This is a genomic window from Streptomyces sp. NPDC007971 (genome assembly GCF_042958635.1).
In the GTDB taxonomy this organism is placed as follows: Bacteria; Actinomycetota; Actinomycetes; order Streptomycetales; family Streptomycetaceae; genus Streptomyces.
Genome location: NZ_JBIBJK010000010.1, coordinates 1 through 13,573 on the forward strand (window position 1 = coordinate 1; position 13,573 = coordinate 13,573).

10 protein-coding genes are annotated in these 13,573 nt (G+C 73.0%); 3 read left to right on the forward strand and 7 right to left on the reverse strand.

Features of this window, described 5'->3' with window-relative positions; genetic code table 11:
• From ACFZCP_RS21685 to ACFZCP_RS21695, 3 genes are all read right to left on the reverse strand, one after another.
• A partial coding sequence (locus ACFZCP_RS21685; protein WP_391428991.1) for a potassium-transporting ATPase subunit KdpA occupies window positions 1-587 on the reverse strand: 587 nt, incomplete at its 3' end.
• A gap of 7 nt (window positions 588-594) precedes the next feature.
• Window positions 595-684 (reverse strand): K(+)-transporting ATPase subunit F, encoded by a 90-nt coding sequence (gene kdpF, locus ACFZCP_RS21690; RefSeq protein ID WP_016434100.1) that lies wholly within the window; start codon window positions 682-684, stop codon window positions 595-597.
• 254 nt (window positions 685-938) lie between these two features.
• On the reverse strand, window positions 939-2,780 hold the full coding sequence (locus ACFZCP_RS21695) for an amino acid permease (RefSeq protein WP_391428993.1): 1,842 nt from the start codon (window positions 2,778-2,780) through the stop codon (window positions 939-941).
• Between the two features lie 272 nt (window positions 2,781-3,052).
• Here ACFZCP_RS21695 and ACFZCP_RS21700 point away from each other — a divergent pair, with 272 nt between their 5' ends.
• The gene (locus ACFZCP_RS21700; protein ID WP_391428995.1) at window positions 3,053-3,610 is read left to right on the forward strand and encodes a hypothetical protein; all 558 of its coding nucleotides are present in this window, start codon (window positions 3,053-3,055) and stop codon (window positions 3,608-3,610) included.
• Between the two features lie 211 nt (window positions 3,611-3,821).
• Here ACFZCP_RS21700 and ACFZCP_RS21705 read toward each other — a convergent pair whose 3' ends face one another.
• Entirely contained in the window at window positions 3,822-6,314 is a 2,493-nt protein-coding gene (locus tag ACFZCP_RS21705) for an ATP-binding protein (protein ID WP_391428997.1), read from the reverse strand.
• A gap of 234 nt (window positions 6,315-6,548) precedes the next feature.
• Here ACFZCP_RS21705 and ACFZCP_RS21710 point away from each other — a divergent pair, with 234 nt between their 5' ends.
• Window positions 6,549-8,123, forward strand: a complete 1,575-nt coding sequence (locus ACFZCP_RS21710) for a Na+/H+ antiporter (RefSeq protein ID WP_391428999.1) — start codon at window positions 6,549-6,551, stop codon at window positions 8,121-8,123.
• A gap of 257 nt (window positions 8,124-8,380) precedes the next feature.
• On the opposite strand, the gene ACFZCP_RS21715 is transcribed toward ACFZCP_RS21710, so the two are convergent.
• Window positions 8,381-10,198, reverse strand: a complete 1,818-nt coding sequence (locus ACFZCP_RS21715; RefSeq protein WP_391429001.1) for an amino acid permease — start codon at window positions 10,196-10,198, stop codon at window positions 8,381-8,383.
• Between the two features lie 493 nt (window positions 10,199-10,691).
• On the opposite strand from ACFZCP_RS21715, the gene ACFZCP_RS21720 reads away from it, so the two are divergent.
• Window positions 10,692-11,546, forward strand: a complete 855-nt coding sequence (locus ACFZCP_RS21720) for a hypothetical protein (RefSeq protein WP_391429003.1) — start codon at window positions 10,692-10,694, stop codon at window positions 11,544-11,546.
• 51 nt (window positions 11,547-11,597) lie between these two features.
• Here ACFZCP_RS21720 and ACFZCP_RS21725 read toward each other — a convergent pair whose 3' ends face one another.
• Window positions 11,598-12,320: a TIGR03943 family putative permease subunit gene (locus ACFZCP_RS21725; protein WP_391429005.1), complete on the reverse strand. Its 723-nt coding sequence runs from the start codon at window positions 12,318-12,320 to the stop codon at window positions 11,598-11,600.
• Entirely contained in the window at window positions 12,317-13,504 is a 1,188-nt protein-coding gene (locus ACFZCP_RS21730; protein ID WP_391429008.1) for a permease, read from the reverse strand. The genes ACFZCP_RS21725 and ACFZCP_RS21730 overlap by 4 nt, the downstream gene beginning before the upstream one ends.
• Between the last annotated feature and the right edge of the window lie 69 nt (window positions 13,505-13,573).

Consider the following 13,573-nt stretch of genomic DNA (forward strand, 5'->3'; position numbering starts at 1 on the left):
TTCTGGATCGCACCACAGGCCACCAGCACGACCGCGGCGATCGCGGCACCCGGAAGAAGGATCCGCAGCGTGCCGCGCACCAGGTCGGACCAGAAGTTGCCCAGCTCACCGGTGCGCGAGCGCGCGAAACCACGCACCAGCGCCACCGCGACCGCCATACCGACAGCCGCCGAGACGAAGTTCTGCACGGCCAGACCGGCGGTCTGCACGACGTGACCCATGGTCTGCTCGCCGTAGTACGACTGCCAGTTGGTGTTCGTCACGAACGACACGGCCGTGTTGAACGACTGCGCCGGATTGACCGACGCAAAGCCCATCGAGCCGGGCAGGATGCCCTGCAGCCGCTGCAGCAGGTAGAGGAAGAGGACACCGGCGACCGAGAAGGCCAGAACACCGCGCAGATACGCGGGCCACGTCATCTCGGTGTCGGGGTTGGCACCGATGCCCTTGTAGATCCACTTCTCCACCCGCAGGTGCTTCTCGGAGGAGTAGACCCGGGCCATGTAGTTGCCGACGGGGGCGTAGACGAGCGCCAGCGCGCCTGTCAGGGCGAGCAGCTGGAGCAGGGTGGCCAGAACGGGACCCATACGTGTCTCAGAACCTCTCCGGGAAGATCAGGGCGAGGACGAGATAGCCCAGCAGGGCGACGGCCACGACCAGACCGACGATGTTCTCGGCAGTCACAGCTTCGTCACCCCCCTGGCGACAAGGGCCACCAGCGCGAAACCCGCGAGCACGGTGACGACGAAGGCCAGATCGGCCATCGCGAACTCCTGGAGTGAGGTTCGGTGAATCGGACGATTCGAGGAAAGCGCCTGGTTGGCCGGTTCCGGTCGCCCGTTGACGACTCTCTTACGGAAGCCCGCACGGCCTTGACGGGGCTCTTACGGCTCCTGATCCGCACCGACGGGTGAGGAGCCGTGGCAGGGTCACCGCGGTCACAGCCGGAAGCGGAGCCGGCAGATCACCGCGTCCGTCTCGCGGCGCACGGCGTGTGCGACGACGGCGCCCCGCTGGTTCTGCAGCAGCCGCTGCCACAGCCGCTCGGGCTCGGCCTCCGGGATCAGGACGGTGACCCGGGTGCCCGCCGGCTCGGAGGCGGCCGCCTCACGGGCGTACGCGGCGATGGGACGGCCGAGCGAACGCCGTTCGCAGGTCAGCCGGACCAGGGGCACCCCCGGGTTCCATTCGGCCCAGGCCCGCTCCAGGGCGTGCAGGTGGGCGCGGTCCTCGGGGTCCGGGTAGCAGACGGTCACGGCACGGACCTCGTCGCCGAGCGAGGCGGCCGCGGTGAGCGCCTCGGAGGTGAGCCGGGACAGGGACGAGACGGGGACGATCACCAGCGAGCGGTCGCGGTGCGGGGCCTCGGGGATGCGGCCGAGCCCGAGCCGCTCGCCGATCCGGGCGTAGGCGCGGTGCACGGCGAGGAAGGCGGCGACCAGCACGGGCAGCGCCACCACGATCAGCCAGGCGCCGTCGGTGAACTTGCTCGCGGTGACGACGACGGTCGAGACGCCGGTGAGCAGCGCGCCGAAGCCGTTGAGCAGCGCCTTGCCGCGCCACCCCGGGTCTCGGTCCAGACGCCAGTGCCGGACCATCCCCACCTGGGCGATCGTGAAGCCGACGAAGACGCCGATCGCGAACAGCGGCACCAGGGTGTTGGTGTCGCCGCCCGAGAAGACGAGCAGGGCGGCCGCGATCACGGCCAGCGCCAGGACGCCGTGCCGGTGGACCTGGCGGTCGGCCTTCAGGGCGAAGACGTGCGGCAGGTAGTTGTCGCGGGCCAGGAGCTTGAGCAGCACCGGCAGGCCGCCGAAGGAGGTGTTGGCGGACAGTGCCAGCAGGATCATCGTCGCGAACTGGATGACGTAGAAAGCCCAGTTGTGGCCGAGCGAGGCGTCCGCGAGCTGGGCGAGGACGGTGACGCCCTCGACCGGCTGGAGGTGGAAGCGGGAGATCAGCACCGACAGGCCGACGAGCATCAGGCCGAGGACGGCGCCGAGGGCGACCTCCGCGCGCTGGGCGCGCCTGACGCGCGGGACGCGGAAGGAGGGAACGGCGTTGGCTATGGCCTCGACGCCGGTCAGGGCGGAGCACCCGGAGGCGAACGCCCTGAGGAGCAGCAGGACGCCCACCGACGTGGCGTTGTCCGCGACCACCGACGCATGCCCGGCGGCGGTCGCCGTGCTCGCCGGGTGGGAGCGGAACAGACCGACCGCGATCAGCACGAAGATCGCCCCGACGAAGACGGCGGTCGGCACGATGAACGCCTTCGCCGACTCCACGATCCCGCGCAGGTTGACGCCCGTGATCAGGACGAGCACCGCCAGGCACAGCCACAGCCGGTCGGCGTAGAGGGCGGGGAAGGCGGACGTCAGTGCCGCCACGCCCGCCGTGACGGCGACGGCGACGTTGAGCACGTAGTCCAGCACCAGCGAGGCGGCGGCCACCAGGCTGGTGCGCGCGCCCAGATGCGTCTTCGCGACGGCGTAGGAGCCACCGCCGTCCGGGAAGGCCGCGATCACCTGCCGGTAGGAGGCCACGAGCACCGCGAGCAGGCCGGCGATGGCCAGGGTCAGGGGGAGGGTGAAGCCGAGCCCGTGCGCACCGGCGGCCGCCAGCACGAGGACGATCGCCTCGGGGCCGTACGCCACCGACGCCATCGCGTCCAGGGAGAGCGCCGCGAGTCCCGTGACGGCGGTCAGCCGGTGGCGTTCGCCGGTATCAGGCGGCTCCTCGCCGGCGGGGACGGCGTCCGGTTCGGTGGTCAGGACGGTCATGGGTGCGCGCTCCTTTGCCAAAAGCCGCGCACAAGGCCCGAAGTGTGCGCGGTGCACCCAGGTTCTGACCGTTTCCCGCCGCGTTCGAGCATTCCTTGCGGCTTCTTCGCGCTCGCATGGCCGACCTTGACGTGATCTTGACGGTCCCTGGACCTGCCGGAGACCTCAGACCGGGGGACCGCCGCATGGCCTTCGCCAAGATTCACCCGAAAGACATCAGAGCCGCATCAAAATGCGCCGATACGGTCCTGCGCGTCTCTACATTCTCGGGAATGGGACGCCGCGACAACACGCGCAGGCCATCGGTCCGCGCTCGCGCCAGGACATCCGCGGATGCGGTGCACGACCGCCGCTGGGCGGGCGACGTCAGGGATGCCGTCCGGTGCGCCGGTATCCTGCTCGTCCTGCTGATGCTCGTCGACTGGGGCTCCGGCCGGATCGCACCCTGGCGCGTCCTGCTGTGGCTCGCGCTCTCCCTCCTGCTGTTCCTCGTGCTCTTTCCCGCCCGGATCTCGGCAGGCCAGGACTGGCTGGCCTGCCGACGGCTGCTGCGCGAACACCGGATCCGCACCGATCTGCTGGTCTCCGTCCGGTGCCTGGACGGCGTCTCCCAACGGCTTCAGCTGCGGGACGCGCTCGGCGCGCGGGTCGAGGTGGATCCCGAGACCCTGGTGCACAATCCCCAGCTGTGGCACCGCCTGGACGAGAGCGCACGCAAGGCCGAGGCCGGCGGGCTGCTGCTGTGCGGGCACACCGCGCTGGAGCGTCTCTCGGCCCGCGTGGACCGCGAGACGGCGCTGGCCGTGTTCAGGGCGTCCGGCCTGGAGTGACCCCGCGGTGTCACCACCGGCGAACGGGTCCCGCGGTGCCACCTCCGCGCACCGGCCCCGCCGTCCCACCACCCACGCACGGATTCCGCAGTGCCGCACCACCGCCCCCGAACGGCCCCCCGCCGTCTGGCCACCCGCCCCCGGATCCCGCCGTCTCACCACCCGTGCACCGGTTCCGCCGTCCCACCACCCGCACCCGGCCCCCGCCGTCTCACCACCCGTGCACGGGTTCCGACTTGTCCGCGCCCACGGACCGTCCGGCGAAGGGCAGCGAGACGACCATGGTCAGCCCGCCGCCCGGGGTCTCCTCGGGCGTGACGGTGCCGTTCATCGCCTCGGTCAGGCCCCGGGCGAGGGCGAGACCGAGGCCGAGGCCGGTGGAGTTGTCGGTGTCGCCGAGCCGCTGGAAGGGCTCGAAGAGACGGTCCCGGCCGGACGGGGGCAGCCCCGGGCCCCGGTCGATCACCCGCAGCTCCACCCGGCCCGCCAGGGCACTCGCGCTGACCAGCACCTTCCGCCCGGGCGGGGTGTGCCGGGCGGCGTTGCCGGCCAGGTTGGCGATCACCCGCTCCAGCAGCGGCGGGTCGGCCAGCACCGGCGGGATCTCCTCCGTGTCCGCCACCTCGACCCCGTGGACGTCCGCCAGTGCCGTGGGCAGGACCTCCTCCAGGAAGGTCGGGCGCAGGTTCAGGGGCAGGACACCCGCCTCCAGGCGGCTGAGGTCGAGGAGGTTCTCCACCAGCCGGTCGAGCTTGGCCATGGACTCGTCGGCGGTGGCCAGCAGCTCCTCGCGGTCCTCCGCGGAGAACTCGACGTCCCGGCTGCGCAGCGAGGTGACCGCGGCCCAGCCCGCCGCCAGCGGGGTGCGCAGGTCGTGGCCGACGGCCCGCAGCAGCGCCGTGCGCATCCGGTCGGCGGCCTTGACGGGCTCCACCTCGGCCGCCGCCTCGGCCAGCCGGGCCCGCTCGACCGCGGAGCCGACGTGCGCGGCGAACGCGGCCAGCACGCGCCGCTCCGACGAGGACAGGGTGCGGCCGCGCAGCACGAGGCAGGCGCCGCGGCCGGCGGGCACGAACGTCACTCCGTCGGTGCCCGGCGGCTCGTCCGCCAGCTGAGCCGACTCCATGCCGAAGGTCTCCCGCGTCCGCTCCAGCAGCGCGGGGATCGTCGCCTCGCCGCGCACGATGGTGCCGGCCAGGGACGACATGGTCTCGGCCTCGGCGGTGGCGCGGGCCGAACGCCTGGACAGCCTCAGGGAGCGGTCCACGACCCCTGCCACGGTGGCCGCGACGACCACGAAGACGGCGAGCGCGAGCAGCGCGTCGGGATCGTTCAGCGTGAAGGCGCCGACCGGCGGTACGAACCAGTAGTTCAGCAGCAGCGAGGCCGTCACCGACGCGATCACCGCCGAGGCGACCCCGCCTATGCAGGCCACCCCCACCACGGACAGCAGGAACAGCAGGGCCTCGCTGGTGAGGTCCAGCGCGCCGCGTATCTGCGCGAGGACGACCGTCAGCAGCAAGGGCAGCACCAGACCGGCCACCGGGCCGGCGATCAGCCGGGCCGTGGACAGGGTGCGGCGCCTGGACGGCAGGAGGGTGCCGAGTCCGGCCCGCTCGTGGGTGACCCGGTGCACGTCGATGTCGCCGGACAGCTCGGTCACGGTCTCCCCCGTGCCCGGCCCGGTCAGGAACCGCGACAGCCGGCCGCGGCGGCTCGTACCCAGCACCAGCTGGGTGGCGTTCTCGGCGCGGGCGAACTCGACCAGAGCGGTGGCCACGTCGTCGCCGACGACCGAGTGGTAGCTGCCGCCGAGGTCCTCCACGAGTCTGCGCTGCCGGGCCAGCGAGGCGGCCGACACTCCGCCCGCCAGGCCGTCGCTGCGGGCCACGTGCACGGCGAGCAGATCGCCGCCCGCCGACCGGTCGGCGATCCGGGCGGCCCGCCGGACCAGCGTGTCGCCCTCCGGGCCGCCGGTCAGCGCGACGACCACCCGCTCCCGGGTCTCCCAGACCCGCCCGATGCCGTGCTGCGTGCGGTACTCCTGGAGCGCCTCGTCGACCCGGTCGGCCACCCACAGCAGTGCCAGCTGGCGCAGCGCCGTGAGATTGCCGGGGCGGAAGTAGTTGGCGAGGGCCGCGTCGATCTTCTCGGGGGCGTAGATGTTGCCGTGCGCCATGCGTCGGCGCAGCCCCTCGGGCGGCATGTCCACCAGCTCGATCTGCCAGGCCCGCCGGACCTGCTCGTCGGGCACCTTCTCGTGCTGCGGGACGTTCGTGATCTTCTCGACGACGTCGTTGAGGGACTCCAGGTGCTGGATGTTCAGCGCCGTGACGACGTCGATGCCGGCGGCGAGGAGTTCCTCGACGTCCTGCCAGCGCTTGGGGTTGCGCCCGTCCCCGGGGACGTTGCTGTGGGCGAACTCGTCGACGATCGCGACCTCGGGGCGGCGGTCCAGCACCGCGCCCAGGTCCATCTCCTCGAAGACACCGCCGCGGTAGGCGCAGCGGGCGCGGGGGACGGTCTCCAGGCCCTCGGTCATCGCCTCCGTGTTCGGCCGCCCGTGGCACTCCACGAAGCCCACCACCACGTCCGCGCCGCGCGCGGCGCGGCGCCGCCCCTCGTCGAGCATCCGATAGGTCTTGCCGACCCCGGGGGCCGCCCCGAGATAGACCTTCAGCCGTCCGGGCCGTACGTCACTCATCGCCGCCGACGCGCTCCGCTCGCTGGATCAACTCCCCTGCAAGGAAAGGGGACTCTCCCCAAGGAAGCGTTCCGGCGGGCCGGCCGGTGCCGCCGTTAGCGGTTCCTTGGCGCAGGCCGGGAGGACCTTGACACTGTCTTGACGCAACCTGGGCCGATAGGGTGAAGGCGGTGTGCCGGGAAGTCTGGTCGGCGGGGAGCCGGAGTGGCTCCTTCTCAGGTCCAGGGAGACGGCATGCGCAGCGTCGGCACGGTACTCGGGTTGGTCGTTCTGGCCACCGTCGTGGCCACCTTCGCGCGCCGTTGGCGCATTCCCGCCCCCTCGCTGCTGGTGGTCGCCGGTCTGGCGGTGGCGCTGCTGCCGGGCACCCCGCAGATCGAGATCAGCCCGGAGGTCATCGGGCTCGTCGTACTGCCGCCGCTGCTGTACGCCAGCGCCGAGGACATGCCCTGGCGGGAACTGCGCGCGGTGTGGAAACCGGTCGGCATACTCGCCATAGGGCTGGTCCTGGCCTCGGCGGCGGCCGTGGCCGCGGTGGCGGTCTGGGTGACCCCGCTGTCCTGGCAGATGGCGTTCGTGCTGGGCGCGATCCTGGCCAGCACCGATCCGGTCGCCGTGACCGCGCTCGGCAGAAGGCTCGCCCTGCCGCCCAGGGTGCAGGTGCTCGTCCAGGCGGAGAGCCTGTTCAACGACGCGACCTCGCTGGTGCTGGTCCGGGTGGCGGCGGGCATCGCCGTCGCCTCCGCGGCGGCGAACTGGGGTGCGGCCGGCGGCCAGTTCCTGCTGCTCGCCGGGGGCGGCACGGTGATCGGGGCCGCGGTGGCCGGGGTGGTGACGCTGATCCGCCGACGCACCGAGGAACCGGTCCTGGAAACGGTGATAGCGCTGGTCACCCCGTACGCCGCCTATCTGCTGGCGGAGGCCGCGCACACCTCCGGGGTGACGTCCTGCGTGGTGGCCGGGGTGGTCCTCGGCGGCCGCGGCGACCGGCTCACCAACGCCCGCATCAGGCTCCAGCTGCACGCCGTCTACGGAACGGTCGTCTTCCTCCTGGAGAGTGTGGTCTTCTCCCTCATAGGGCTGGCGCTGCCCGCGGAGGTACGGGCGCTGGCCGACGGCGACCGGGCCTGGCCGCTGTACGCCCTCGCCGTCGCCACCACGCTCATCGCCGTACGGCTGCTGTGGCTCGCACCGCTGTCGGCACTCGTGCAGCGCAGGGGCGGGATCGGCCGCATGAACTGGCGGGTACCGGTGGTGCTGACCTGGGCGGGCACGCGCGGCGTGATGCCGCTGGCCGCCGCGCTGTCCATCCCCGAGATCGCCAGGGACGGCGCTCCCCTGGCGGACCGGCCCCTGGTCCTCGTCCTGACCACGTCCGTCGTCGTGGTCACCCTCGTCGTACAGGGCTTCACCCTGGCCCCGGTCGTGCGCCGCTCCGGCATCGCCCTGGAGCCCGCCCACACCGAACGCGAGGAGATCCAGGCCCGCTCCCGGCTCGCGCACGCCGGACTCGCCCGGCTGGAGGAACTCGCGGAACTGGAGGCGGTACCGGACGTGGTCGTCGACCGGCTGCGGCGCGGCCTGACCGCCCGCCTGGACGACGCCCGCGACCGCCTCGCCGAGAAGAACGGCACCGCCACCGCGACCGAGTCCGCCGACCTGGTCTACCGCCAGCTGCGCCGCGACCTGATCACCGTGGAGACCGCGGAACTGCAGCGCCTGTACGACGACCACAGCATCAGCGACACGACCCGCCGCCGCCTGCAACGCTCACTCGACCTGGAAGAGGCCCGCCTGGCAGACGCCTGACCACCCGAAGAGGCACCCCCGAAGGGGCGGGGGGAACTGCGCGACCAGCCCCCACCGACCCGCAGGAGACCACCCACCCGACGGCCCCCGACCGACCACACACAGCACACCCCGAAGAACCAGGGGCACAACACCCCGAAGGGGCGGGGGGAACTGCGCGACCAGCCCCCACCGACCCGCGGCCGACCACGGTCTTCCGGGTGCTCGGCGCCGAATGCGGGAGCCGCGGCGGGCGTCGGGCCCACCGGCAGCCCCGCTCACACCCGCAGCCGGTAGGGCAGCATGCAGACCACGACGTCGGTGCGGGCCCGCAGCACGGTCGCCAGCAGCAGGCCCCGCTGGTTCTGCAGGATCTCGTAGCGGCGGTGGCGGGGTTCGACCTCGGGGATCAGGACCGCGACCTGCCGTCCGCCCCGGGCCGCCCGCTGCACGTAGTCGACCATCGGCTGGACCAGCGAGCGGTGCGGGCTGTCGATGACGTCGAGGCGCACCCCGGGATCCCATCTCGCCCACGCCTCCTGCAGGGCACGGGTCTTGTCCGGGTCGTTGTGGACGGCGACGGCGACCACCTCGTCGCCCAGCGCGAGAGCGGCGCCGATGGCGTGCCGGGCGAGCTTGCTGACGTCGCCGAGCGGGACGATCACCAGGCTGCCGGCGTGCGGCTCGGGCGGGCCGGGGATGCGCCCGAGACCCAGTTCCTCACCGACGGCCGTGTAGTAGCGCTCGATGTGTGCGAACAGCAGCATCAGCAGCGGTACGGCGATCACGACCACCCAGGCGCCCTCCAGGAACTTGGTGAACAGCAGGATGATCCCCGCCAGGGTGGTCAGCACCGCCCCGGTGCCGTTGATGAGCGCGCGGTGCCCCCACCCCTGCGGCCGCTCGCCGGCCCAGTGCCGTACCAGGCCGAGCTGGCTGAGCGTGAAGCCGATGAACACACCGATCGCGAACAGCGGGATCAGCCGGTGGGTGTCGGCGTCGGACGCGATCAGCAACAGCGTGGCCAGCAGGGCCAGCGCCACCACGCCGTAGCGGTAGACGGGCCGTTCGGCGCGCAGCCCGAACAGGTGCGGCAGCCGGTGGTCGCGGGCCAGCAGGCTCATCAGCACGGGCAGCCCGCCGAAACTGGTGTTCGCCGCGAGCAGCAGGACCAGGGTGACGACGAGGTTGGTCGCGTAGTACGGCCAGCCGTCGCCGTAGGCGCCCGCGGTGAGCTGGGCCAGGACGGTGACGTCCCCGCGCGGGGCGACATGGTCGCGGCGGATCAGCACGGCCAGGCCGATCAGCATCAGGCCCAGCAGCGCGCCCAGCATGAACTCGGTGCGCTGGGCGCGGGTGACCCGCGGGGTGCGGAAGGTCGGCACGGCGTTGGCGATGGCCTCCACTCCCGTCAGCGCCGAGCAGCCGGACGAGAACGCCTTGAGGACGAGCAGCAGGCCGAGCGCCTCGTGCGGCGGGAAGGACTGCGCCGTGCCGACCACGGCCGCCGGATGCGAGCGCAGGAGGCCGACGGCGACGATCCCGAGGATCGCCACGACGAACAGCAGGGTCGGCAGCATCAGCACCCGGGCGCTGTCGGTCACCCCGCGCAGGTTCACGGCCGTCAGCAGCGCGAGGCCCACCAGGCACACCACCAGCTTGTCGTGGGCGAAGGAGGGGAAGGCGGAGGCCAGCGCGTCGGCCCCGGCGGTGAGGCTGACGCAGACGGTGAGGACGTAGTCGACGACCAGACTGGCCGCGGCGAGCAGGGCGGCGGCCGCGCCCAGGTCCTTCTTGGCCACCGCGTAGGCGCCTCCGCCGTCCGGGTGCGCGGCGATGACCTGGGCGTAGGACACGACGAGCACCACGAGCAGGAAGGTGATCGCCAGCGTGACGGGCAGGGTGGCGCTGAGCGCGCCGGTCCCGGCGGCCACCAGGGCCAGCACGATGGCCTCGGGGCCGTACGCCACCGAGCTGAGCGCGTCCAGCGACAGCGCGGCCAGCCCTTCCAGGCTGGTGAGGTGGTGTTTCTCCCCCTCGCCCGGGCGCAGCGGGACGCGCGGTTCCACCTCACGGCGTGCCAGGCCATACGCCATCGGGACCTCACCACGGACGGCAGAACGGTCGCCACCAGTGTCTCCGCGGGACCGCCGTACGGCTTCCCGGGAACGGCCGGCCGGGCGTGCCCGGGGCGAGGCGGAGCAGGCCCGGGGCGACCGGCGGAGCATGCCGGGGGCGACGGCGGGGACACGAGTCACCCCAGGAATCCGCAGAGAATGTGTGCAGGAGTGCCACATGGGCCGCACACAGTCTTCCGAAAGCCTCGTTAGCGTTGCCAGCCGCTCGGTCCCCCGTGCGAAACCGGCCAGGCCACGGATTCAGGCCACCGAGGCCGCAGGCGCCGTCCACTCAGGCGCCGTCGACCCAGGAAGACAGCAAATGGACTACTGCTCCTCGTGCCGTCGGCATCTGAACGGCGCCCTGGTGTGTCCCGGGTGCGGTGCCTACGCCCCGGACATCGCGCCCCCGGCCACCGTGTCCATGGGCCCCACGGGGTCATCCACGGGACCTATGGCATCCACGGAACCCATGGCATCCACGGGATCCAAGGCCCTTACGGGGTCCACGGCCGGTGCGGGCCCGTCGGCGGCGACCGGGACGCCGGCGCACAGGGCAGACCCGGCCGGCGCCTGGTTCGGCGGCGGTCTCCCCGACGGGCCCGCACCGGCTCCCCACGACGGAACTCCCCGCAACGAGGCGCCCCCCTACGGAGCTCCCCACGACGAGGCTCCGTCCGGTGACGTGGACGGTGTTCCACGCGCGTCGCAGGGGCGGGCCGCCCGGCGCCGCCAGCTGGCCCGCTGGAAGAAGAGCAAGCGCCGGGCCGCTGTCGCGACCGCCGTCGCGCTCGTCGGCGGCGGGCTCACCCTGGCCGCGCTGGACCGGCAGTCCCCCGACCGGGCCCAGGCGGCCTCGGCACCCGACAACCGGCCCATGGGCGCCACGGACGGACAGACCAGCGCCGAGGACCGTCCGGAGCAGGCGACACCCGGCACCCACCGGTCCGCGCGCACCACGGCCCCGGCCCACGCCCGGCGGGCCGTGTCCGACGCGCCGCGCGGGTACACCCTCGCCGCCTCGCCCCGGACGTCCGCGCCGGACACCCACACCGACGGCGCGGCCACCCCCGAACCCGCAGGGACTCCGGCCGCGCAGCAGCACGCCGCCGCGCCGACCTCCGGCGGCAGCGGTACGACGGCCGGGCAGCAGCCGTCCGCGCCCGCCTCCGCCCCCGCGCCCGCGCCCGCCCACACCTCCCCCTCGACCGGCGGTGGAACGGGCTCGACCGGCGGCAGTACGGGCTCGGGAACCTCTCCGGCGAGCCCCTCCCCGGCGGCGACCTCACCGTCCCAGCTCTGTCTGCTCGTGGTGTGCATCGGCTGACCGCCGTCCACCGGTCCGGGCCGGCCGGCACAGCCGAGGAACAAGGGAGCCTCAGTTGTTCCAGGTCTCGTCGTAGGGATCGTGCGGAGTGGGTACGGGCCTGGCCGCGGCGACCTTCAGATAGGGGATCGGGCCGTTGTTGACGGGGTCGCGGGCCGTCCTGGCGCTGTAGGTGCCCGTGACCTCCAGCCAGGCGTCCGGCTGCAGGACCGGGGGCAGCTTTCCGGTCAGGGCGATCTTCACCGGCTGGGCGTCCGCCGCACAGCAGTTGAGGGCCATGCGGACCAGGTACGGAGTGCCGTTACGGTCCAGGGCGAGGAAGCCGGTGACGCGCACGGAGCGGCCGTGCAGGGAGCGGCCGTGGCCGTAGGCCGCCCGGGAGGCGTAGTCGACCACGCTGAGCGGGACCGGGTCGCCCGCGGGCAACGTGCCGTACGCGTAGGGCTTCTGCAGGGCCGTTCCCGCACGCACGGCGCTGTACGAGCCCAGGGCCGGCGGGGCGACGAGGATCAGGGAGAGCAGCGGCAGCAGCAGAAGCCAGGAGATGCAGGGCTCGGGGTGGGAGTGCCCGCCGCCCAGGGCCCGGGCCGCCTTGGCGCGCCTGCGCTCGTACCACGCCGTCGCCAGCGCCGCCACGATCAGCACCGCGCCCGACGCCAGCAGCAGCGGCTGCAGACCCGCCTTGACGTAGCGCAGATAGAGATCGGTGGTGCCCGCGTGCAGCAGGGCGGCGCCCAGCAGGAACATGACCGCCGCCTGCGCCTGCCGGTTCACAGCAGCACCGCCCCGGTCAGCACGCCGCCCGCCACGGCGAGGACGAACGTGGCGGGGGCGAAGCGCAGCGCGAAACCTCGGCCGAACGTCCCCGCCTGCATCGCGAACAGCTTGAGGTCGATCATCGGGCCCACCACCAGGAACACCAGCTTGGCCGTCAGGGAGAACTGCGTCAGCGAGGCCGCGACGAACGCGTCCGCCTCCGAGCAGATGGACAGCAGTACGGCGAGCACGGCGAGGGCGAGGATCGAGAACAGCGGGTTGTCGGCCGCCGTGCGCAGCCAGGCCGCCGGCGTCGCCGCCTTCAGCGTGGCCGCGGCCATCGCGCCCAGCACCAGGAAGCCGCCCGCGTGCATGATGTCGTGCCGGACCGAACTCCAGAACGCCTCCCCCTTGGTGGCACCCTCGTGCGCACCGTGGGCCGGCGGGCGCAGCCAGTCCGTACGGCCCACGCGCTGCCACAGCCAGCCCATCGTGCAGGCCACGAGAAGACTGGCCAGGAACCGGGCCAGGACCATCTCCGGCCTGCCCGGGAAGGCGACCGCGGTCGCGGTCAGCACGATCGGGTTGATCGCGGGGGCGGAGAGCAGGAAGGCCAGGGCCGCCGCGGGGGTCACGCCCCTGCGGACCAGCGCGCCCGCCACCGGGACCGAAGCGCACTCGCAGCCCGGCAGCACCGCACCCGCCACCCCCGCCACCGGCACGGCCAGGGCGGGGTGGCGCGGGAGGGCGCGCGCGAAGAAGGACGCGGGCACGAAGACCGCGATCGCCGCCGAGAGCAGGACACCCAGCACCAGGAAGGGCAGCGCCTGGACCGTCACGGCCACGAACACCGTCATCCAGCTCTGCATCAGCGGAGTGCCGAGGGCCCCGCGGATCCGGGACTGGGCGAGCACCGCCAGCAGCAGGACCAACGTCAGGACGAGCGGGGAGCTGAGACGCTTGCCGTCCGGTCCAAACTGCTGGCCCTGCGAGCCGGACCGACTGTCCTGCGAGCCGGACCGGCTGTCGTGTGTGCCGGAATGCCCGTCCTGCGTGCCGGAATGCCTGTCGTGGTGCGGGTGCGGTTGTTCGCCGTCAGGCCGGTCCAGGTGCTTCTCGGGCCTTTCACCGCCCGCCTGTTGAACGGACGGGCGTGCCGGAGCCCGCTCGGCGCCGGGCGGGGCGTCTTCGGTGATGGCCACGGGTGCGTACCTCCGGCTGTGTCTCCCTCCCCATCACTACGCGCTCCCTGCCACAGGTGTTCACCTCGT